Here is a 23,183-nt window from a genome sequence, read left to right as displayed (position 1 = left end):
AAAGAGGGAATTATAAATTTATAATTCCCTCTTTTTTTAGTACCATTTAATATTAGTCTGTGTCTGACTCTTCTTATCATATTTCAAGTCCTGCAGAATACTGGCGTTGGCACGAATAACGAAGCTGTAATATTTCCATGTGCCGAAAGGAGAAAGACTGGCAGACATACTGAAACAGTGCAAGTCACGCGTGATGTTGAAAGAAGTCTGCACAATCTTTTTAGCATTAAAGTCATAACCGGAATTAAAGCTGACGGCCCACTTATTGGAAATCTTAACATTACCATTAATATTGAGGGCATTCAGGCTAAACTTATACGGATAGCGCATGCTATTTCGGTTGATTGGCTTCGACGTATCTTCGGTTATATTAAAACCCGTACTCAGGTTTATGGACCAAGGCATTTTGAACACCTGATAACCATCATCATCTACAGCAGCTTTTTCTTTCTTTCGCTTAGTAGGAGCAGAGTCTGTTCCGGTATCGTCCGTTTCGTCATCTTCACTATCCGCATCACTCTGACTGTTTTTTGCATCCTCCCCATCCTTCTTTTCTCCGGTAAAGAACGCTTTCCATTTCTTCCAGGTATCATTGTTGAGCGTATAGCTGAAAGAGTTGCCATATCCCTGGAAACGTCCAAAACGCCCATACGACCACTCTGTCCGGTTACTGGTAATCACATTACCGTTTTTATCAAAGTCATAAGCATAAGTAGCGAAGACAGAACTCATACTGAAAGTATAACTCTTACTCAACTTCAAACGCAGATTGACGGTCAGGTTACTCCAAGGGCGTACCTGGGCAGCCGTATTATAAGAGATACTTGCACCTAATTCATCTATCAGACTGACCTTGCGAATGGAGTCATTCTTATCCTTATATTTCATTTCCAGGTTATTGGAAATCTGGAATGATATATTTCCTGATCGGCCCTGCCCCGGAACACCGAACATCTGCCCGGCATACGGAGAATATGTAACCGTATCCTGTGTTCCATCAGCATTGGGTTTGAGATAAGTGTCATAATAACCAAAACCGGAAGATCCAAAGTCGGGTGATGCGCTGATACTGACAGAAGGAGTTATGACGTGACGTATCTGTATCTCTTTCTTCTTCATGAACAACGGTTTGTACATACCGTAAATCTTGGTATTAAGGCCTAAACTGGCACTGTAATCATACACCCGGTGAAAACCGTAAATGGTATCAGTATTAACCTCCGCACCCGTACCACTTGTTCCTGCGTTCGGATCCCAATCTTTCATTACCTTACGGGTATACCAACGTTCTGTGTAATTGACTGATGGCGTCAAATTGAAGTACTTGAACAAAGTAAACGTGGCACTGATAGGTATCTCATGTTTCATTCCATTCTTCCAATCCTTTATCAGATTAGATTTAAACAAGAGATTATCTTTCGTTGTAATACTGTTAGAGAGACGTCCGCTATAGCGTACTGAGATTTTCTCATACCACTTTTCATCACCTGCCGCTTGTTTACGTTTGAAAGGGAAAATGGTACTCAGCGTAATAGTCAAATCCGGCAAAGTCACGGCAATAGAAGAGTCTTTCATGTTCTGCGCAATGTTACCCGTGGCTGCGATAGAAAGTTTCTGGTCGGGGAAGTTACGGGAATAGCTGACACTGGACGTTTTTGTATTTTGAGTCATTGCCTGCGAGTTGTACATGTTACCGATATTGGTACGCTCATAACTACTGGATGAAAAGTTCACACTGGCCGAAAATGATGTATTAGGATTAGCTTTCGGATCCTGACGGTGTGACCATACAACCTTAAAATCTTTTGCTACAGCATAGTCTTCCAAACCTTTATCACCTGTTTTAGTAATCTGGTAACTGGCCTGAAACAGACCGGAAAACTTATATCGGACATTATAGTTCGTTTCCGCATTCAACGCCCAAGAACCTTTCGTAAAAATGTCTCCCCGCAGTTTCAAGTCCATTTTATCACTGATAGCGAAATAGTAACCACCATCCGTCAGACCGAAGCCACGGGCAGAGTCGTCCATATAACTTGGCATAATGAAACCTGACGAATAACTACTGGAGAAAGGAAAGAAGAAAAACGGAACGGCAAGAGGTAACGGTACATCTTCTATAACCAAATATGCCGGCCCCGTCACCACATTCTTTTTGGGCCGCACCTTGGCATAAGTCATCTGCATGTAGAAGTGAGGATGATCATGGTTATCGCAAGTGGTATAACGGCCGCTTTTCATATACAACTCATCATTCATACCTTTCTTGGCATTATTACCCGTAACATATCCCTCACCCTGCTGGCTGACTACATTACTAATAAGTCCCTTCTTACTCTTAAAATTATATCGAATAGTATTGGTTTCATAAGGTGTATCACCATCTTTGAAAACCGGCTTTCCTGTTACTTTCCCCAGAGTATCTTCCACACCGTAGGCATAAACCGTACTACTATCCATATTCATGGTAATCACGGCAGCTGCCAACTCTATTTTCTGATAATTCACCTTTCCATCTCCATATAAGTTGGCTACACCACCTTGGGTGAACACAATAGAGTCAGTGGCTTCATAAATCACCGGGGCATCCAACGGCTGCTTCTTTTTAGCAGGTTGCAACTGTACCGTGTCGTTTTGTAAGGTATCCCCTCTTTGCACACCTTCAATATTAAAGGTATCTGCCCGCTCAGTTCCAGGGGGAACAGTCCTCCCACGCCGACGTTGCGAAAAAGCCTCGCCGGAGAGCAGGAGTAAGACAAGTAGTAGTATGAATGATATGAATGTATTTGCTTTCAATGGCGTAATCAACTAATAGTTTCCGCTTGAAGGGGCAAAAGTACGTAAATTATACGGATAATCTCCCTTTTTAAAGAAATTTAGAATGCTACAAGAACTGTTCGCACCAACAATCAAAACGTTCCAAGCCTGCATTGCCGAAATAAGAAAGACTTTTCCGTGCCTTTTCTACAGTTTTTTCCCGTTCCAAATGGGTTTTAGAATAGAACTTATCTGCAAAACAAATAACTTGCTCTTCCAGACTAACCGGAAGCATATCCCGATGGGGTACAGGCAGGTTTTGCGTAATGATATCATCCAACGAAAGCCCTGCGCCCGTATGCCTTTCACATACCAACGCATGGCGTGGATACCCCTCCTGACGCATCAAGTCGGCTCCAAGATAGCCGTGACAGATGTAAGGCTGATCACCAAAGCAGAAGATACCCGGGGCATTAGTCAGAAAGATACCAATATCATGCAACATGCCGGCTTCATACAAAAAGTCTTTATCTAACTGAAGTTCCGGATGATGATCGGCAATCCACAACGCTTTCTCAGCTACCAAACGGCTATGCACCGATAAGATATGTTTCCGTTCATTATCTTCCGGATAATATTTATCAATGATTGTGATAGGTGACATTTATTTCTTTTTAAACTTATACATATAAACTTTAGCACGCAAATCGCAGCTACGCTTCTGCGTAAGGAAAATTTCTTCGAACTCGTATGCATCACCAAATTTCTCCAGTAACTGCTTATTTTCTTTCTCCGATGATATGACATATCCTTCACCGGATGGCAATTCCTCTTCAAAATGTCGCATCCGATCGTTCATATAGAAGTTGACACCATAGAAACTCATACCATCATATGAATAAACCGTTCCCTGAGGCACATATTCCCTGATTTGATTAACCAGATGCTTATCAGATTTGACAGCCAATACCGTAGGTTGATATACCGCATCCAATGAGACAAAAAGGCAAAGCATACATCCGGCAATACTATATAATAAGGAGTATGCACCGGCCTGCTTTACTACCCCTCTCCATGTACAGACAGCTGCAATCAATGGAAGCACCACCAGACACCATTTGGGAATAGAAAGAGAAACTTCTTTCAAAGCATGCATAAAAGCAACATTCTCGGCTGCATGGCGACCGGTTCCAAAAAGACTATCCGGTACCAATCCTAAACGTACAACGATGAAAGTAGCTGTCAGTATCAGGCACAGAGAAGCAAAAATAATAGCAGAAATCTTAAAGACCTTTGCCCCACGCTGTACCAAAGCCAGCAAATACTCAGCCATCAGCACTGCCATGAAGGGATAGATAGGAAGCAGATAAACACTACGTTTACTCTTGGGAATACAATAGAAGATAAAAATAAAGAGAATCACTACCCATGTAAACAGTTGCAAGGGAGACTGTGAACGAAACTGATCCCAAGCCTTTCTGATGCGTTCACCGAAAGATGTGCCAGCAGGTAGTACTCTGATATTCTTCCATTTCAGCCCAAAGAGAGAAATAAGCAACACAAGAGTCCAAGGTATCCATCCCCAAATAATGGTCAGGAAATTATACCATAGCGGATTTTCATGTGATTCATAAGACATTTTACCCATGAAACGACCTGTGTTCTCCTCCAACATCAAATCAATGAAGGATTGTCCGCCCTGTGCGTAGGCCGCACCAATCCATGCAGCATAAGGAATCAAAGAAAGTATTCCTACAGGGAGCAACAGAAAAAATGCCTTCCAGAAAGAACGTCCACGCAGTAACTGGTAAAGACCTATACAAGCACAAGGGAAAATAGAGCCTACCGGTCCTTTAGTCAACGTAGCACAGCCCATCAATAGCACAGCCAACCAGGGAATGCCCCGGCATCCTTTCTCATCCCAACGAAACAACAAGCACAATGAAATAACAATGAACGACACCTGTACCATATCGACACGGCAGGCTACCGCCGCCCGGTGCACTTCAAAAGAGGATAAAAGAAGGATAGAAGCAAGAAAAGCTGTCTTTATACCTTTACGTTTAGCTATAAAAGAAAAGAACACCAACTGCATGGCTAAAAAAGCAAGAGCAGACGGTAAGCGAGATGAATATTCTGTAACTCCACCTAAAAGGGAAGATACAGCTGCAATCGCCCAGTAAAAGAAAGGAGGCTTAAAAGCGATATCGGTTCCATAATTCACCGGAAGTATCCAATTACCACTCTCCAACATAGAGAAAGCCACAATGGCCTCACGAGGTTCTCCTTTAGAATAAAAAATAGTTTCTCCCAAGAAAGGAAGTATTACAAGCGCACTCAGCATTGCTATGAACCAAAATGCTTTTTTCTTTTCTGACATAATATTCTCTCGTTGTTTATGATTTCTGCCCGCAAAAGTACGATTATTCTCCAACAATGCCTAACTTTACCGCCTCAAATCAAAAAGATGAAAAAACTGAAGCAACTGCCGGAATTTATACGTTTTGCATTGGTAGGCATTTTTGCCACTGCATTACATTATGGATTGTATTTTTTGTTTCAATGGTTCATTAATGCCAATATAGCCTACACTATAGGATATGTGATCAGCTTCATCGCCAATTTTTACCTGACCGCCTACTTCACCTTTAACCGCAAACCCTCATGGAGAAAGGCTTTTGGATTTGGTGGTGCGCACTTAGTTAACTATTTACTGCACATGGGGCTATTCAATCTCTTCCTCTGGATAGGGCTTCCCAAAACCATGGCCCCCATTCCGGTATTCTGTATTGCCATTCCGGTCAATTTCCTGTTAGTCCGGTTTATTTTCAAAAAGAGATAACAATCATTTGTTTTTCTCCCGATTTCTTACGAATATTGCAAAAAGAATAATTGATTATGGAAAAATCCCCAGTACTTGCCATCGTAGTGCCTTGCTATAAGGAAGAAGCCGTCTTACACGAAGCACACAAACGCTTATCCCAATTGCTTAACCGCCTGATAACCGAAGGGCACATATCTCCTAAAAGCTACATACTGTATGTAAACGACGGTAGTACCGACCGCACCTGGGACATCATCAAAGACCTTCACCAAAATACTCCGTATGCCTGCGGTCTGAATCTGGCAGGAAATGTAGGGCACCAAAATGCACTCATGGCCGGACTAAACGCTGTTAAAGAACGATGTGATGCCGCTATTTCCATAGATGCCGACTTACAAGACGACATCAACGTCATCCCCGAAATGCTGGAACGCTACAGAGAGGGCTGCGATATTGTATATGGCGTGCGGCGGGAACGCAAGACTGATACCTTCTTCAAACGCACCACCGCTCTCGTCTTTTACCGTCTGATGAAACTAATGGGGGCAAAATCCGTCTATAATCACGCAGACTACCGCTTGATGAGCAGCCGCGCCGTCCGCCAACTCTGCCGCTTTCGTGAACGCAACCTTTACCTGCGCGGACTGGTACCTCTCATCGGCTACCAAACTGCTTGTGTCTACTACAACCGTGATAAGCGCTTTGCGGGCGAATCAAAATACCCTTTCAAGAAGATGCTGAACTTTGCCATCGACGGCATTACATCTTTTTCAGTCAAGCCTGTGCGTATGATTTTCTGGTTAGGTTGTATCTTCATCCTTGTAGCTGTGTGCGTCACTATCTGGACGCTACGCGCTTACTTCCTCCACAACACAGTGCCGGGATGGTCGTCTTTGATGATTTCCCTCTGGCTGGTGGGTGGAGCTATATTAGTATCTCTGGGAATTGTAGGAGAATATATCGGTAAAATCTATATTGAGGTAAAAGATCGCCCGCGCTACAACGAAGAAGAATTATTGCTACGTTAAAAGTATAGTCTCCCCATTGGCGGAATTAATGTTTTCTTCCCTGTGCCTGAAAGGACTCAAAACCGGGTTTTGTTCACACCTGACCCGTATCTGGTCCGTACCTGCTCCGTAGCAAATTCGGTTAAAGGTACTTTTAACCGAATTTGCTACGGAGCAGGTACGGACCAGATACCAATTTGATATATTCCTGACTAAAGCCAGGCCAACGGGTTAGCCTTTATATCTTAATCCTACTTGCTTCCTATCATTCAATAGGAAGCTGCTCTTCTTTTTTCCTTTTCTTCCACAGTTGCCAGCTGTTAATCAGATTCTGCCACAGCACATAAGATCCTGGCCCTACAGAAGAAAGTGGATTCAGATAGGTATAAGCCATCCAAATGGCGAGAACCGTATTCTTCTGTCCCAATGCCTGACCACCGCTTATACGGTCATTATAACGTCCGCCGATATTCTTACCCAGGAAAAATTGCAGGCCACAAGCTATCAGTCCGGCAAGCGCTATCAGTATTTCAACAGACACCGGTGCATCACTAATCACCAACGAACGGACCGTTTGCCCGGATACGATAGCAAGCGCTCCCCCCCACAAATAAAAAGCAAGATCGTGGAATCCCAATAAGAAATGATGTACACGCGGCATACACACCCTTAGGAACCATGCCAGAAAGAAAGGAAAAAGCAATAGCGGAAAAACCTTACTTAGAATTTTCAGGAAAGCTACAAAGAAAGTCATATCGGCATGAGGTTCCACCAATGGGAATACCAATGGCACTGCCACCGCCGCCAGCAAATTAGATAATAAGGTATAAGTAGTCAAAGTAGACGCACTACCTCCCAGCTTGCCTGTGATGACAGCCGCCGCCGTAGCAGTAGGGCAAATCACACATACCATTGCCCCCTCAAACACCTCCCTGTAAATTTCATCCATAGGGCAACATACCAACAATGCGGCAATTGCCAGACAAGAGACCGTCTGAAACAATAACAACCAACCATGCCACGCTTTGGGTTTTAGTTCATTCAGATTTTCTACTTTACAGAAAGTGAGCAATAGTTGAGCAAAGATCAGCAGAGGGGTAATATACGCAATCAAATCATTGATATATGGTTTGGTAGGCGCCAAGAAAGGGACATTCGCAAGGATGAAGTATCCCAAAGTACCTGTAAGCATCGCCAACGGCAATGTCCAGTTCTTAAGAAAACGAACTAACATACCTATTTTCTATTTAATTTGCGGATACAAAGTTAGTCTGTTTTAAAGAAATCTATCACAAATCAAGGAGAAAAGTAACAAAACTTCATGCAAAACATCAGTTTTCTATAAATTTCCACTACATTTGCAACGACTTTTGGTATGAAACTCTGTAAACGACACATATTGTATATCTGCATTTGCTTCGGGCTGTTCATTTCCCCTTTCTGCACCAACAGCATCGAAGCAAAGGATTTCGTTGTCGTTATTGACGCCGGACACGGAGGTCATGACCCTGGTGCTTTAGGCAAGTTCTCCAAAGAAAAGACTATCAACCTGAATGTCGCGCTCAAACTGGGAAGACAAATAAAGAGGAATTGTCCGGACGTAAAAGTGATATATACCCGTGAACGGGATGTATTTATCCCACTTGGCAAACGGGCGGATATTGCCAACAATGCTAAAGCAGATTTATTCATTTCCATCCATACCAATTCCGTAGCAAAGAACAATACTGCCAAAGGAGCCTCTACATGGACACTCGGTCTGGCTAAATCGGATGCAAACCTGGAAGTAGCCAAACGAGAAAATTCCGTTATTTTATACGAGAGCGACTACAAAACGCGATATGCAGGATTCAATCCCAACTCGGCAGAGTCTTACATCATATTTGAGTTTATGCAAGATAAGTACATGTCCCAAAGTGTGCATCTGGCTTCGCTTGTACAAAAAGAGTTCCGCCACACTTGCAAACGTGCAGACCGCGGTGTACATCAGGCAGGCTTCCTGGTACTAAAAGCTAGTGCCATGCCCAGTATTCTGGTAGAACTCGGCTTTATATCCCATCCGGAAGAAGAACGTTATCTCAACTCAGAGGCAGGAAGCACCACACTCGCCAACGGAATTTTTCGCGCCTTTCTTTCCTATAAGCGCGAGCATGAAATACGGATGACTGGAAGCAGCCGCACGGTGCTACCGGAAGAAACAGATGCTGGCAAGATAGAAGAGGTGGATACAATCGAAGAAAAAACGAATACAACTCGTGAAACAGTCCAAAAGCCGACAACGCCTGCTGCCAACAATGCCGGAACCAAACAAAATGCAGGAAAAGCTTCTGGCAAGCAAACCGATAGCACCGGTCCTGTGTTTAAAATACAAATACTTACTTCTTCTCGTCCGATTGCCACCAATGACAAACGGCTGAAAGGGTTGAAAGGTGTAGAACATTATCAGGAAGGCGGACTTTATAAATATACCTATGGTGCGTCGACCGATTATAATAAGGTAGTACGCACTAAACGTGAAATAGCGCCGAAATTCAAAGACGCTTTTATTATCGCTTTCAAGGACGGAAAGAAAATGAACGTCAGCGCAGCTATTGAGGAGTTTAAAAAGAAAAGAAACAAATAATAAGACTATAACATCATGATGAAGTATCTTACTAAAGAAGTTAGAATAGGACTTGCGGGCATTGTTGCTCTCTGCATATTGGTATATGGCATCAATTACCTGAAAGGTATCCACATGTTCAAACCTACCAACTATTTCTACGTAAAGTTCCATAATATTAATGGACTGACAAAGTCAAGTCCGGTCTTTGCTGACGGATTCCGTGTAGGTATCGTGCGTGACCTCTACTATGACTATAACGAACCCGGCAAGGTAATTGCAGAAATTGACGTAGATCCAGAACTGCGCATACCCAAAGGTAGCACAGCCGAACTAACTGCCGAGCTCATGGGCGGAGTGAAGATGAATTTATTACTGGCAAATAATCCCCGCGAAAAGTATCTGACAGGCGACACGCTGCAAGGTAACGTCAACAACGGTGTAATGGACCAGGTAGCAACGATAATGCCACAAGTAGAAAAAATGCTACCCAAGCTAGACTCCATCCTTGCTTCACTAAATACTATACTCGGAGACCCTGCAATTCCCGGTACATTGCATAGTGTGCAAAGCACAATGGCAAACATGGAAGTAACCAGCCGGCAGTTACAGGCTATTATGAGTAAGGACATTCCGCAGCTTACCCAAAAACTAAACACCATCGGCGATAACTTTGTCGTTATCAGTGACAACTTGAAGGAAATAGATTATTCTGCAGCATTCGCCAGCATAGATTCTACACTGGCAAACGTAAAAATGATTACAGACCAATTAGGCCGGAAAGATAACACAATCGGGTTGCTACTAAATGATCCGTCACTTTATAATAATCTGAATGCAACAACAGCCAATGCTGCCGATTTACTTGAAGATCTGAAATCACACCCGAAAAGGTATGTTCATTTCTCCTTATTCGGCAAAAAAGATAAGTAAAGAAGTCCCTTTAAATAGAATGAGTCTAAATAAAAGGCAATAACTGAATTGGGAAGAAAACACCCGATAAGTCCATGTAGAAACTAAAATATCCCTTTCTACAGAATCGTTCCAAAAGTTTAAAATCCCATCCTTTACTTGTATATTCAATTATAATACAGAGACTTATAAAAAAGCAATAGCCCTCCCAAGGGGCTATTCTTATGAAATAAGATAAGTGATTGAAAGTAAAGAGCTTATTGTTTTTAACAGAAAAGCAAGAAAAAACACATTTGTTTTTTTGAAATAAGATTGCCAATTTTGCAGGCGTAGAAGTTTTGCTTAATTAATAAATGTATTTAAAGCCGTTATGAGTGAATTAAATCATGTCGGGCTATGGAACCGCTGTCTTGAGATCATCAGAGACAATGTTCCTGAGCAGACATACAAAACATGGTTTCTCCCCATCATACCTTTGAAATATGAGGACAAGACGCTGGTCGTACAAGTACCCAGCCAGTTCTTCTATGAGTTTTTGGAGGACAAGTTCGTTGACTTGTTGCGCAAAACTCTATACAAAGTGATTGGTGATGGTACCAAGTTATTGTATAATGTTATGGTGGATAAGAGTTCACGCACTACCGTCAACCTCGAATCTACTCCCCGCACTATTATTCCACAAAAAAAGGTAATCGGCAAAGAGATACCGCAAACTCCTATCGCAGATTTAGACCCACATCTGAATCCGGAATACAACTTTGAAACATTTATTGAGGGCTATAGCAACAAACTTTCTCGCAGCGTAGCAGAAGCTGTCGCTCAAAACCCGGCAAAGACCATTTTTAATCCGCTGTTTTTTTACGGAGCATCAGGTGTAGGAAAAACTCACCTTGCAAATGCTATCGGTACAAAAATCAAGGAACTCTACACGGATAAAAGAGTATTATATGTATCGGCACACTTGTTCCAGGTACAATATACAGATTCTGTGCGTAACAATACTACAAACGATTTCATCAACTTCTACCAGTCAATAGATGTATTGATTATTGACGATATTCAAGAATTCGCCGGTGTTACTAAGACACAGAACACTTTCTTCCACATCTTCAATCATTTACATCAGAACGGCAAACAACTTATCCTAACTTCAGACCGTGCTCCTGTACTGTTGCAGGGTATGGAAGAACGCCTCATCACGCGTTTCAAATGGGGTATGGTAGCTGAGTTGGAAAGACCAACGGTAGAGTTACGCAAAAACATTCTGCGTAATAAAATCCACCGTGACGGTTTACAGTTCCCAGCGGAAGTTATAGATTATATCGCAGAAAATGTAGGCGATAGTGTTCGTGACCTGGAGGGTATCGTTATCTCCATCATGGCACATTCTACTATATATAATAAGGAGATTGACCTTGAACTGGCACAACGCATTGTACGGAAAGTGGTGAAAAACGAAAGTAAAGCAGTCACCGTTGATGACATTATCAATGTGGTATGCAAACATTTCTCTCTGGACATCGCTACGATTCACACTAAATCACGGAAACGCGAAGTGGTACAGGCACGTCAGATAGCCATGTTCCTCGCTAAAACCTACACGGATTTCTCTACAGCCAAAATAGGTACGTTGATTGGCAACAAAGATCATGCAACTGTGCTGCATGCCTGCAAAACCATTAAAGAATTACGGGAAGTAGACAAAGCTTTCCGCGCTGAAATAGATGACATTCAAGCATCATTAAAAAAGCAGGGTTAAAAACCCTGCTTTTTCATTACATTCCAAAGATTCTCTGACATAACTTCGTTGTCCTCTTTCTTATAACGTACATCCGTAAAGACCTGGGCCAGTGTTTCTTTATTATTTTCAAGAATAAACTGCTTATTTTCAGACAAAGATTCTTTATAAGCATACAAGCGGTCTATGTCGTCCGGCGTATAATCATGATAAGTTTCCTCATGTATAATGGCCTCCAGTGGTAAACGGTCCACTTGGGCAGGTTCTTCAGCAGGCCAGCCCACTGTCACAGTGGTAATGGGGAATACTAACTCCGGCAATTCCAAAGCTTCGATAATCATTTGCGGATTATAAGTAGTCGTTCCCAAATAGCAAATCCCCAAACCTTTTTCTTCAGCAGCTACACAAAAAGTTTGTGCTGCCAGCAAAGCATCTACAGACCCGGTTACAAACCATTCAAGATTATTATATCCGGGAATAGCTTTTCGTTGTTCGCACCACTTGCTGAAACGACGCAGGTCTATACAAAATGTCAAAACCACAGGTGCAGTCTGCACCATCGGCTGATTGAAATGAGCTGGTGCCAGCTTAGCTTTTCTATCAGCATCACGCGTTACAATTACACTATACACCTGCATATTTCCCACTGTAGAAGCGCGGAATGCAGAATCAAGCAAATCATTTAACAAATCAGGAGAAATATCTTTCTGCTGATATTTGCGGATTGTTCTTCTTTGTTTTAGGATTTCCATTCTTTCATTTTTTTGCAAATATAGGAAAAGAATGACAGACTATTGCTAAATAGCGAGTCTAAAGTTTGACTATGTTTTCTAAAAGCAAGTATGCTGCTTATCATGACCTTAGTATAAATTTTCTTTTTGGAAAACTTTTTGTTCACTCAAAACTGCTAATATTCTATAAATCAACTAACTATTATTAGCAAACGGAAAACTTGCGCCCTGTTCATAATTTATTCTCTTTTTATTTTGATATAACAAAAAACATGCTTAGCTTTGCAATCGCATTTGTTAATGATAGGTATTACTTCTATACTCTTACTTATTAAAAAATAAATCTAAGGAAAAAAGCATCGTGGAAAAACAAACTTATTCTTACGAAGAAGCCTATGAAGAATCTTTACGATATTTTCAGGGTGACGAACTGGCTGCGCGTGTTTGGGTAAACAAGTACGCAGTGAAGGATTCTTTCGGAAATATTTACGAGAAATCGCCGGAAGACATGCATTGGAGAATAGCCAATGAAGTAGCCCGTATTGAGGCTAAATACTCTAATCCATTAAGTGCAGAGGAGTTATTCGAATTGCTCGACCACTTCAAGTACATCGTTCCACAAGGAAGTCCGATGACCGGAATTGGCAACAACTACCAGGTAGCATCTTTATCCAACTGCTTCGTTATCGGAGTGGATGGTGAAGCCGATTCATATGGCGCCATCTTCAAAGTAGACGAAGAGCAAGTACAACTGATGAAACGCCGTGGTGGCGTAGGGCACGATTTATCGCACATCCGCCCGAAAGGTTCTCCGGTAAAGAACTCAGCACTGACTTCCACCGGGCTGGTTCCTTTTATGGAACGCTATTCCAACTCTACCCGCGAAGTAGCCCAGGACGGGCGACGTGGCGCACTGATGTTAAGTGTATCTATCAAGCATCCCGATTCGGAAGCATTCATTGATGCCAAGATGACGGAAGGCAAAGTAACAGGTGCTAACGTATCTGTGAAACTGGATGATGCTTTTATGACTGCCGTTGTTACAGGCACCCCGTATACACAACAATACCCTGTCAATTCTGCCGAACCGACTGTACAGAAAGAAATCAATGCCACCAACCTGTGGAAGAAAATCGTCCACAACGCATGGAAATCAGCAGAACCGGGTGTACTATTCTGGGATACCATATTAAAAGAGTCCGTCCCCGATTGTTATGCCGATTTGGGATACCGCACTGTTTCTACCAATCCATGTGGTGAAATTCCTTTGTGTCCATATGACTCCTGCCGTTTGCTCGCCATCAATCTTTACTCTTATGTAGTGAATCCTTTCAAGCCGGATGCATATTTCGATTTCGATTTGTTCAAGAAGCATGTAGCCTTAGCTCAGCGCATCATGGACGATATCATCGATCTGGAATTAGAGAAGATTGAGCGTATTATTGAAAAGATTGATGCCGACCCCGAAAACGAAGACGTGAAACACACGGAACGCGTATTGTGGGATAAGATATATAAGAAGAGTGGACAAGGACGCCGCACCGGTGTAGGTATCACTGCCGAAGGCGATATGCTTGCCGCACTGGGATTGCGTTATGGCACGGAAGAAGCTACAGAATTTTCTGAAGAAGTACATAAGACTGTTGCCCTGAACGCTTACCGTTCATCTGTAGAGATGGCAAAAGAACGTGGTGCTTTCGAGATTTATGATACTGAACGCGAGAAGAACAATCCGTTCATCAATCGTTTGCGTGAAGCTGACCCGGAACTATATGAGGAAATGAAGAAGTACGGACGCCGTAATATCGCCTGCCTCACCATTGCTCCGACAGGTACCACCAGTTTGATGACGCAGACCACTTCCGGTATCGAACCTGTATTCCTGCCCGTGTACAAACGTCGCCGTAAAGTAAATCCGAATGACACTAATGTGCACATTGACTTTGTGGATGATACGGGCGATGCTTTTGAAGAATATATTGTCTTCCACCCCAAGTTTGTAACGTGGCTCGAAGCCAAAGGATACGATCCTGCCAAACGCTATACACAAGAAGAAGTTGACGCTTTGGTTGAGCAATCACCTTATTATAAAGCAACCTCCAACGATGTGGACTGGCTGATGAAAGTCAAGATGCAGGGCCGCATCCAGAAATGGGTGGACCACTCTATCAGCGTAACCATCAATCTTCCGAACGACGTAGACGAAGAGCTGGTGAACCGCCTGTATGTAGAAGCATGGAAGTCCGGTTGCAAAGGCTGTACGGTTTATCGTGACGGTTCCCGTTCCGGCGTACTCATCTCTGCCAAGAGCGATAAAAAGGAAGAACTACCTCCGTGCAAACCACCTACGATAGTAGAAACCCGTCCAAGAGTACTTGAAGCCGACATTGTACGCTTCCAGAACAATAAGGACAAATGGGTAGCGTTCGTCGGTTTGCTGGATGGTCATCCTTATGAAATCTTCACCGGTCTTCAAGATGATGACGAAGGCATTATCCTGCCGAAGAATGTTACCTCCGGACACATCATCAAGAATGTGGATAAGGACGGCAACAAGCGTTACGACTTCCAGTTCCAGAACAAGCGTGGTTACAAAGTCACCATCGAAGGTCTGTCCGAGAAGTTCAACAAGGAATACTGGAACTATGCCAAACTAATTTCCGGTGTATTGCGCTACCGTATGCCTATCGAACAGGTAATCAAGCTCGTTGGTTCTCTGCAACTGGACAGCGAAAGCATCAATACCTGGAAGAACGGTGTGGAACGCGCCTTGAAGAAATACATCACAGACGGCACAGAAGCCAAAGGCAAAAAATGTCCGAATTGCGGCAACGAAACACTTGTATATCAAGAAGGTTGCCTCATTTGCACCACTTGCGGAGCTTCGCGTTGCGGATGACGTTTGACGTGCAAAAAGCAAGCACAAACGTTTGCATAGGAATTTAAAAAACTTAGATAGCGGTAGCTGCGTGATTATGCGGAATAATGTCTATACTTGCATAATCATTGCAGCTATTACTAAATCTAATATATATGATACTATCTTTTCATATCGAGTACCGCACCAGTTGGGGTGAAGAGGTCAGAGTCATAGGCTCTGTTCCTGAACTGGGTGACAATCAACCCGGAAAAGCCGTACCTCTACAAACCGTAGATGGTATTCACTGGACTTTAGAAGCGGACATTCAAGTACCGGAAAACGGTCTTGTTCAATACAGTTATCAAATCTATCGTGACGGCAAAAACATACGGACGGAGTGGGATAATCTTCCCCGCACGCTCTACGTATCAGGTGACAAAAAGAAAGCATACCGCCTGCAGGACTGCTGGAAGAATCTGCCCGAACAGCAATACTTCTACACAGCCGCTTTCACAGAATCCCTGTTGGCGCACCCCGAACGCAACGCCGCTCCAAAAAGCCACAAAAAAGGGTTGTTGATAAAAGCGTATGCTCCGTGCATCGACAACGATCACTGTCTGGGTATTTGTGGTAATCAGAAAGCGTTGGGAGATTGGGATGCAGACAAAGCCATTCTTATGAGTGATGCCAACTTCCCCGAATGGCAGATTGAAGTGGATGCCGGAAAAATCAGTTTCCCGCTGGAATATAAGTTCATTCTTTATAATAAGAAAGAACGCCGCGCCGTGGCATGGGAAAACAACCCTAACCGCTACATGGCCGACCCGCAGATAGGTGCTAACGAAACGCTGGTAATAGGCGACCGTTACGTTTACTTTGCCCTGCCCGACTGGAAAGGTGCCGGAGTAGCCGTGCCCATCTTTTCGCTACGTTCCGAAAAGAGCTTCGGCGTGGGTGACTTCGGTGACCTTAGAAAAATGATAGACTGGGCAGTACTTACCCGCCAGAAAGCCGTGCAGATATTACCTATCAACGACACTACCATGACGCATACGTGGACGGACTCTTATCCGTACAACAGCATTTCCATTTATGCTTTTCACCCCATGTATGCCGACCTGAAACAGATGGGAACGTTGAAGGACAAAGAGAAAATGGCAGAATTCAACAAGCGGCAGAAAGAACTGAACGCTCTTCCTACCGTGGACTACGAGGCAGTAAACCAAACCAAATGGGAGTATTTCCGCCTGATATACAAACAAGAAGGCGAGAAAGTGCTGGCATCTGAAGCTTTCCGCCAATTCTTTGAAAACAATAAAGAATGGTTGCAGCCTTATGCTGCATTCAGCTACCTGCGCGATGCCTACAAGACGCCCAACTTCCGCGAATGGCCGAAGTTCACCGAATATAAAGCAGAAGAAATAGAGAAACTGTGTCGCCCGGAGTCTGCCGACTATCCGCACATCGCCATCTACTTCTTCATCCAGTTCCACTTGCACCTGCAATTGCTGGCAGCAACGGAACATGCACGCGCTAACGGCGTAGTACTGAAAGGTGATATTCCTATCGGCATCAGCCGTAACAGCGTGGAAGCGTGGACAGAACCCTACTACTTCAACCTGAACGGTCAAGCGGGTGCACCACCCGATGACTTCTCCGTGAACGGTCAGAACTGGGGCTTCCCCACTTACAACTGGGATGTAATGGAGAAAGACGGTTATTCCTGGTGGATGAAACGTTTCCGCAAGATGTCGGAATACTTCGACGCTTACCGCATCGACCACATTCTGGGCTTCTTCCGTATCTGGGAAATCCCGATGCACGCCGTACACGGACTGTTGGGACAATTCGTCCCCGCCCTGCCGATGACGCGCGAAGAGATAGAAAGCTACGGAATGGCATTCCGCGAAGACTTCTTCGTGAAACCGTATATACATGAGTATTTCCTCGGACAGATGTTCGGCCCGCATACGGATTACGTGAAACAGACCTTCATAGAGCCTACGGAGACTTGGGAAATTTATCGCATGCGTCCCGAATTCGACACCCAACGCAAGGTGGAAGCCTACTTTGCCGGAAAGACGGACGAGGACAGCATCTGGATACGCGACGGATTATATGCACTCATCAGCAATGTGCTCTTTGTGCCCGACCGCGAAGACCCGAACAAGTTCCACCCCCGCATCGGCGTGCAGCACGATTACATCTACCGTGCACTGAACGACTGGGACAAAGCAGCTTTCAACCGTTTGTACGACCAGTACTACTATCACCGCCACAACGACTTCTGGCGCGACCAGGCCATGAAGAAATTGCCGCAACTGACGCAATCCACCCGCATGCTGGTGTGTGGAGAAGACCTCGGCATGATACCCGACTGCGTGGCTTGGGTGATGAACGATCTGCGCATCCTCAGTCTGGAAATACAACGTATGCCGAAAGACCCGTCGCAAGAGTTCGGACATCCGGACTGGTATCCATACCGCTCGGTTTGCACCATCTCTACGCACGATATGTCCACGCTTCGCGGCTGGTGGGAAGAAGATTTCCAACAGACGCAACGCTACTACAACTCCATACTGGGGCATTACGGCACCGCACCGGCATTTGCTACTCCGGAGCTCTGCGAAGAAGTGGTACGCGCCCATCTTTACAGCAACTCCATCCTTTGCATCCTCTCCCTGCAGGACTGGATGGCTATGGACGGCAAGTGGCGCAACCCCAATGTGCAGGAAGAACGCATCAACGTACCCGCCAACCCGAGACACTACTGGCGCTACCGCATGCACCTGACGCTGGAACAACTGATGAAAGCGGAAAGCCTGAACGAAAAGATTAAAGGATTGATAGAACAGACGGGACGGAAAGGATAATCACCGCCCTCCCGATTGCCAAACAGGCGGATAGGTCCAAAGACTTATCCGCCTGTTTTCTTTGTACAGTGGTAGAGAATTCTTATTTTTGTCACTTATCAGTTATTCTATTTGATTATGAACAGTTACATATTTCTTGATAATGTCCGTTTCTTTGCCTATCATGGTGTAGGTGAACAGGAACGCGAAGTGGGTAATGAGTTTGTCATTAACCTGAGGTTGAAAGTCGACATTGCCCGCGCTGCCGAGACGGACGACGTGACGCACACCGTGAGCTATGCCGATGTATACGAGAACGTTAAAGCAGAAATGGATATTCCCTCCAAACTGTTGGAACACGCCTGTAGGCGTATCGTAAAACGACTGTTCCGCACCTTCCCTGCCGTGAAAGGCATTGAACTGAAACTTGCCAAGCGTAACCCGCCCATGGGAGCCGATATGGATGCGGCAGGAGTGGAAGTGCACTGCGAAAGAGCCTGACTACAATAACTTTTTTTGCAAAGTTGTCAGCACTCCAGCACTGACCCGCTTCAATCCCTTTATTGATGCGGGTTTGCTTGCAGTGCTGACAACGTGACGATGAGTGTTGACAAACGGTTTGTCAGCACTCACCGAGTTCGGTTTCCACGAAGGGGAACGCGCGTTCCCACGAAAGGGAACGACAGTTCCCATTAGAGGAAACGAGCGTTCCCATTAAAGGAAACTCGAGTTCCCATTAGGAGAAACTGTCGTTCCCAAGGGCAGGAAACTGTCGTCCCCATGGGAAGAAACGCGAGTTTCCTACCGGTAGGAAACTTCAAACACTTATGTATCAGCATATAACATAAAGATACAAGTACTCTTCAAGATAGCTTTTCAGAATAGGCTTTGAGAGTTCTAATCCAAAAATATCATGTTTTTTGCGGATTTCATTCCGCAAAAAACATAATATTTTTGGATTTACGCTTATTATCTGTTACCTTTGCTTTCAGAAAAAAGCAATAAGAGTATGATAACAAGAGTATTAGAAGAAAGCATACGAAATAAACTGGGACAAGATAAAGCAATTGTCATCATGGGGGCACGCCAAGTAGGTAAGACTACCTTATTGCAACATCTGTTCGAAGGGGAAGAAGGTATACTGTGGCTCAATGGAGACGAACAGGATACTCGTGCACTTTTTGAAAACATTTCGGCAACGCGCTTGAAGTATATCTTCGGCAATAATAAAACTGTTATCATAGATGAAGCACAACGAATTGAAGACATTGGGATAAGACTTAAACTCATCACAGACCAATTGCAGGACATTCAACTGGTAGCAACCGGAAGTTCTTCTTTCGACCTTGCCAACAAAATCAATGAACCACTGACCGGAAGGAAATGGGAATATAAAATGTATCCCCTCTCCTTTGAGGAGATGGTAAATCATCATGGACTTATGGATGAGAAAAGACTACTTCCCCACCGGCTGGTATATGGCTATTATCCGGACGTAGTGAATCATCCCGGCTCAGAGGTTGAAATTCTGAAACAACTTTCCGACAGTTATTTATACAAGGATATTCTGGACTGGGAACATATAAAGAAAGCCGACAAAATAGTAAAGCTATTACAAGCCCTTGCTTTCCAAGTAGGTTCCGAAGTTTCATATAATGAATTAGGGCAACTGTGTGATTTAGATCCAAAGACGGTGGAACGTTATGTCATTTTATTGGAGCAGTCATATATCATCTTCCGTTTAGGCTCTTTCAGCCGTAATTTAAGAAACGAGTTAAAGAGTAGCCGGAAAATATATTTCTATGACAATGGCATCCGCAATGCAGTTATCGCCAACTTTGCATTAGCCGAAACCCGCCCTGATATTGGAGCATTATTCGAAAACTTTATAGTATCAGAACGAATGAAATTCTTGCATTACCATCACCTGTGGTATAACACATGGTTTTGGCGCACCACTGCCATGCAGGAAATTGACTTCATTGAAGAAGGCAACGGGCAACTGACAGCTTATGAATTTAAATGGAATCCCAAGAGGATTGCTAAAGTTCCAAAAACATTCACTAACAATTACCCGAATGCTACATTCAAAGTTATCACGCGAGATAATGTAGAGGAGTTTCTATTATAACCATTCGAAGATAAAAACACACACAAGAAAGCTCCCTTAAAAGGATAGTATAATTCAATTTATTTTTAAATGAACTCCCCAAAGAACAAACCTTTTAAAAATAATATTCTTAACTTTGTCGCCGACTAAACAACTATTCTTATGACAAACCTAAAGATAACGACAGCATTACTTACTGTTTTATTACTGCTATCTTCTTGTTCACACAAAAGCGAAACTGGAACATTATTCTCGCATGCCGATGCACTTATGGAAGAATATCCCGACAGTCCACTCCGATTATTGGACTTACCGCCGGAAGAAATAGAAGAACTTTCCGACAAAGAATGTGCACGCTATGCACTGCTACTTGCACATGCTACGGATAAGTGCAAGCTCTCCTTGTTGCCTTGCGACTCGCTATTGAATGTCGCTTTCAAATATTATGATGACGATGAAAAAGAAAAAGCAGTGGCATTACTCTATAAGGGAAGGCTGGCTGTAGAGATGGAAAAAGTAAAGGAAGCTATCTCATATCTTCAGGAAGGCTTGACTATCATACAAAATTTCCCGAAAGAACTGAAAACAAAGAATTTACTACTCAGCTCATTGGGGAATATCTATTTTGATGCCGGATATTATGACGAATCTATAGGAGTGTATGAAGCTATGTATCAATGCTGTACCACCAATCTGGATAAATCAATAGCACTGAACAATATCAGTACATATTACTGTTTAATAGATGAAAAGGACTCTACCCTAATGTTCCAACGCAAAGCACTAAATTATGCTATAGCCTCGGGAGATTCCCTACAGATTGCGATGTCCAAGCACAATTTAAGTCTCGAATTTGATGGATTTGACGAACTTGATTCTGCCTTGTTTTATGCACAGAAAGCCCTTATAGAACTACCACAAAAAGAGAATCATGGAAATTACTATTTTAACCTCGGAGACCTACTTCTAAAGACAGGAGGAAACAAAGACTCAGCCCGATATTATTTAAACAAAAGTTTGGAGGATATACCCATTGAAGGTAAGACCTCTTGTTTAAAAAGCTTATATAACCTTGAAAAAGAAAACGGAGATTACAAAACAGCAAATATCTATTTAGAAAAACAGTCTGCCATCATAGATTCTCTATATCACATGGAACAGTCAACCGAAATACAACAATTGATTTATGAATACAACACAAAAATGCAAGTAAGAGAGGAACAAATAAGAGGCAATCGCATTGTACGAAGTACCACCGCAGGTTTTGTATTCGCTTGTCTCCTAATTATAATTATCTATCAAAACCGCATAAACCGGAAAAAGCAGCTTCAGCGCCAATACGAACAATCCTTAGAGCAAACACAAAATAAATTGTCTTCTTTGGAAGCCACTATTGAAAATAATCAGTTAATGATCGACCTACTACAACAGGAACGAAGTAATTTAAAGCAAGAACATGAAAACAAAGAACAGCAAATAAAAGAAAGAGAGCAAGCCATAGCCGATTTAAAAAAAGAAAAACAAAAATTGCTCAATTGGTTATTTACTCAAAGTAACATTTACAAAAAAGTAATTACACTATCCAAGCAAATAGTTTCGGATAAAAAAGAAATGAAGGTATTGACTACTGCCGAACAAGAACAATTGAAAAACACTATATTCGAATTATACAATGATTACATTTCTTTCCTACACAAGAACTACCCCAAGCTAACCGAAAGCGATCTATTGTTCCTTTGCCTGCAAGAAACATCTCTTGAACCACTGTCCATTGCAATTTGCTTTGGTTATAGTGATACACATCCTCTCAACCAGAAAAAATACAAAATAAAGGAGAGAATGAATGAAGAAGAAAGCAAGATATGACTCTTACTTTTGCTATCTATTTATTTACCAGCACTTTGCAATTTCACAGTATGACTGCAAAAATTCGTTCATGATAATTGTTTGCCCTAACTTTGCAACCGAAAAATAACTAAACTATTATTGTAATGAAAAGAATTGTAACATTCGTACTAGTAACTTTGTGCCTGTCACTACAAGTCTCCGCACAAGTAAAAATCGGTGTAGATGCAGGAATGAATCTGACACACTTCAAGAGCCACTACAGTCACGAAGCTCAGAAAGTTGGAGGTATGGGAGCCGGATTCCAAATTGGGGTAACTGTGGATTATGAGTTCAAAAGGCATTGGATGCTGATGTCGGGGGTATCATTCATGCAAACCCAAAGCAATATGGAATTGTCCGATGGCATGTTTCCCCATTTTCCAGATACTAAGATAAAACTGAACCATATTGTTATCCCGTTAAAAGTGGGATACAATATCCAGATTAGTAAGAAATTAAGTTTGATTCCTTCTGTCGGAATATACGGTTCATATAACTTTAGTGCAGGTAAATGCCCGTTAGACCTCAAGCCATCATCTGATGGCAAGGGGAATATTGAACGAACGAAGTGGAACCCTATGAAAGGATATTCTTACAAAGTTCCCATTATTAACTTACCCGGTTATTATAATAATATAGAACTTGATGCTCTCCGCCACTGGACTTATGGAGGAGTTGCGGGACTGAAAGCCGTAGTTAACGGACATTACACAGTATCTTTCCAGTACTATGAATCCATTAAGGAAATACAGAGCCAGTGTGATATGAGAGATTATGGATATCAACTGTCTGTAGGATATACATTCTAAACCTTAAAATAAACCTGATGAAACTTCCCAATTTGGCAATCGTCCGTTGCCAAATTGGGAAGTCATTGATTATATAAATCACCTGCCTGAAAAA

16 protein-coding genes are annotated in these 23,183 nt (G+C 42.9%); 11 read left to right on the top strand and 5 right to left on the bottom strand.

Annotation, left to right across the window (positions count from 1 at the left end; all coding sequences use genetic code 11):
- Window positions 1-36 precede the first annotated feature (36 nt).
- From HMPREF9447_RS15235 to HMPREF9447_RS15225, 3 genes are all read right to left on the bottom strand, one after another.
- Window positions 37-2,805, bottom strand: coding sequence for a putative LPS assembly protein LptD (locus tag HMPREF9447_RS15235; protein ID WP_044138260.1), 2,769 nt, complete (start codon window positions 2,803-2,805; stop codon window positions 37-39).
- 79 nt (window positions 2,806-2,884) lie between these two features.
- Window positions 2,885-3,421, bottom strand: coding sequence for an HD domain-containing protein (locus HMPREF9447_RS15230; RefSeq protein ID WP_009130639.1), 537 nt, complete (start codon window positions 3,419-3,421; stop codon window positions 2,885-2,887).
- Window positions 3,422-5,137, bottom strand: a complete 1,716-nt coding sequence (locus tag HMPREF9447_RS15225) for an ArnT family glycosyltransferase (RefSeq protein ID WP_009130638.1) — start codon at window positions 5,135-5,137, stop codon at window positions 3,422-3,424. It abuts the gene before it with no gap.
- Between the two features lie 87 nt (window positions 5,138-5,224).
- Here HMPREF9447_RS15225 and HMPREF9447_RS15220 point away from each other — a divergent pair, with 87 nt between their 5' ends.
- Entirely contained in the window at window positions 5,225-5,599 is a 375-nt protein-coding gene (locus HMPREF9447_RS15220; protein ID WP_044138216.1) for a GtrA family protein, read from the top strand.
- A 56-nt stretch (window positions 5,600-5,655) separates the two neighbouring features.
- A complete protein-coding gene (locus tag HMPREF9447_RS15215) occupies window positions 5,656-6,609 on the top strand; it encodes a glycosyltransferase family 2 protein (protein ID WP_009130636.1) in 954 nt (317 codons plus the stop codon).
- Between the two features lie 244 nt (window positions 6,610-6,853).
- Here the strand turns inward: HMPREF9447_RS15215 and HMPREF9447_RS15210 are convergent, their stop codons facing one another.
- A complete protein-coding gene (locus tag HMPREF9447_RS15210; RefSeq protein ID WP_009130635.1) occupies window positions 6,854-7,822 on the bottom strand; it encodes a hypothetical protein in 969 nt (322 codons plus the stop codon).
- Between the two features lie 141 nt (window positions 7,823-7,963).
- On the opposite strand from HMPREF9447_RS15210, the gene HMPREF9447_RS15205 reads away from it, so the two are divergent.
- From HMPREF9447_RS15205 to dnaA, 3 genes are all read left to right on the top strand, one after another.
- Window positions 7,964-9,211 carry an N-acetylmuramoyl-L-alanine amidase family protein gene (locus HMPREF9447_RS15205; RefSeq protein WP_009130634.1) on the top strand — a complete coding sequence of 416 codons (1,248 nt, stop codon included), beginning with the start codon at window positions 7,964-7,966 and terminating at the stop codon, window positions 9,209-9,211.
- Window positions 9,212-9,229: 18 nt separating this feature from the next.
- Window positions 9,230-10,123: an MlaD family protein gene (locus tag HMPREF9447_RS15200; RefSeq protein WP_044138259.1), complete on the top strand. Its 894-nt coding sequence runs from the start codon at window positions 9,230-9,232 to the stop codon at window positions 10,121-10,123.
- Window positions 10,124-10,472: 349 nt separating this feature from the next.
- Window positions 10,473-11,861, top strand: a complete 1,389-nt coding sequence (dnaA, locus tag HMPREF9447_RS15195; RefSeq protein WP_009130632.1) for a chromosomal replication initiator protein DnaA — start codon at window positions 10,473-10,475, stop codon at window positions 11,859-11,861.
- Here dnaA and HMPREF9447_RS15190 read toward each other — a convergent pair.
- Complete coding sequence (locus HMPREF9447_RS15190; protein ID WP_009130631.1) at window positions 11,858-12,592, bottom strand: NADPH-dependent oxidoreductase; 735 nt, start codon at window positions 12,590-12,592, stop codon at window positions 11,858-11,860. The two genes, dnaA and HMPREF9447_RS15190, sit on opposite strands and share 4 nt — an antisense overlap.
- A 340-nt stretch (window positions 12,593-12,932) precedes the next feature.
- Between HMPREF9447_RS15190 and HMPREF9447_RS15185 the strand changes: the two genes are divergently transcribed.
- The 6 genes from HMPREF9447_RS15185 to HMPREF9447_RS15160 all read left to right on the top strand — a co-directional run bounded on the left by HMPREF9447_RS15185 (window position 12,933) and on the right by HMPREF9447_RS15160 (window position 23,089).
- Entirely contained in the window at window positions 12,933-15,470 is a 2,538-nt protein-coding gene (locus HMPREF9447_RS15185; protein ID WP_009130630.1) for an adenosylcobalamin-dependent ribonucleoside-diphosphate reductase, read from the top strand.
- A 134-nt stretch (window positions 15,471-15,604) separates the two neighbouring features.
- Window positions 15,605-18,304: a 4-alpha-glucanotransferase gene (locus HMPREF9447_RS15180; RefSeq protein ID WP_009130629.1), complete on the top strand. Its 2,700-nt coding sequence runs from the start codon at window positions 15,605-15,607 to the stop codon at window positions 18,302-18,304.
- Between the two features lie 117 nt (window positions 18,305-18,421).
- Complete coding sequence (gene folB / locus HMPREF9447_RS15175; RefSeq protein ID WP_009130628.1) at window positions 18,422-18,784, top strand: dihydroneopterin aldolase; 363 nt, start codon at window positions 18,422-18,424, stop codon at window positions 18,782-18,784.
- Between the two features lie 508 nt (window positions 18,785-19,292).
- The gene (locus HMPREF9447_RS15170) at window positions 19,293-20,414 is read left to right on the top strand and encodes an ATP-binding protein (RefSeq protein ID WP_009130627.1); all 1,122 of its coding nucleotides are present in this window, start codon (window positions 19,293-19,295) and stop codon (window positions 20,412-20,414) included.
- 141 nt (window positions 20,415-20,555) lie between these two features.
- Entirely contained in the window at window positions 20,556-22,259 is a 1,704-nt protein-coding gene (locus tag HMPREF9447_RS15165) for a coiled-coil domain-containing protein (protein ID WP_009130626.1), read from the top strand.
- A gap of 125 nt (window positions 22,260-22,384) precedes the next feature.
- Entirely contained in the window at window positions 22,385-23,089 is a 705-nt protein-coding gene (locus HMPREF9447_RS15160; RefSeq protein ID WP_009130624.1) for a porin family protein, read from the top strand.
- The last annotated feature ends 94 nt before the right edge of the window (window positions 23,090-23,183 follow it).

This window comes from Bacteroides oleiciplenus YIT 12058, assembly GCF_000315485.1.
GTDB lineage: Bacteria > Bacteroidota > Bacteroidia > Bacteroidales > Bacteroidaceae > Bacteroides > Bacteroides oleiciplenus.
This window is presented reverse-complemented; position numbering and strand designations above follow the sequence as displayed.

Excerpts from the sequence above, each read along its gene's own strand:
- HMPREF9447_RS15230 (WP_009130639.1), bottom strand. The coding sequence starts at position 3,421 with ATGTCACCTATCACAATCATTGATAAATATTATCCGGAAGATAATGAA.
- HMPREF9447_RS15225 (WP_009130638.1), bottom strand. The coding sequence starts at position 5,137 with ATGTCAGAAAAGAAAAAAGCATTTTGGTTCATAGCAATGCTGAGTGCG.
- HMPREF9447_RS15220 (WP_044138216.1), top strand. The coding sequence starts at position 5,225 with ATGAAAAAACTGAAGCAACTGCCGGAATTTATACGTTTTGCATTGGTA.
- HMPREF9447_RS15215 (WP_009130636.1), top strand. The coding sequence starts at position 5,656 with ATGGAAAAATCCCCAGTACTTGCCATCGTAGTGCCTTGCTATAAGGAA.
- HMPREF9447_RS15210 (WP_009130635.1), bottom strand. The coding sequence starts at position 7,822 with ATGTTAGTTCGTTTTCTTAAGAACTGGACATTGCCGTTGGCGATGCTT.
- HMPREF9447_RS15205 (WP_009130634.1), top strand. The coding sequence starts at position 7,964 with ATGAAACTCTGTAAACGACACATATTGTATATCTGCATTTGCTTCGGG.
- HMPREF9447_RS15200 (WP_044138259.1), top strand. The coding sequence starts at position 9,230 with ATGAAGTATCTTACTAAAGAAGTTAGAATAGGACTTGCGGGCATTGTT.
- dnaA (WP_009130632.1), top strand. The coding sequence starts at position 10,473 with ATGAGTGAATTAAATCATGTCGGGCTATGGAACCGCTGTCTTGAGATC.
- HMPREF9447_RS15190 (WP_009130631.1), bottom strand. The coding sequence starts at position 12,592 with ATGGAAATCCTAAAACAAAGAAGAACAATCCGCAAATATCAGCAGAAA.
- HMPREF9447_RS15180 (WP_009130629.1), top strand. The coding sequence starts at position 15,605 with ATGATACTATCTTTTCATATCGAGTACCGCACCAGTTGGGGTGAAGAG.
- folB (WP_009130628.1), top strand. The coding sequence starts at position 18,422 with ATGAACAGTTACATATTTCTTGATAATGTCCGTTTCTTTGCCTATCAT.
- HMPREF9447_RS15170 (WP_009130627.1), top strand. The coding sequence starts at position 19,293 with ATGATAACAAGAGTATTAGAAGAAAGCATACGAAATAAACTGGGACAA.
- HMPREF9447_RS15165 (WP_009130626.1), top strand. The coding sequence starts at position 20,556 with ATGACAAACCTAAAGATAACGACAGCATTACTTACTGTTTTATTACTG.
- HMPREF9447_RS15160 (WP_009130624.1), top strand. The coding sequence starts at position 22,385 with ATGAAAAGAATTGTAACATTCGTACTAGTAACTTTGTGCCTGTCACTA.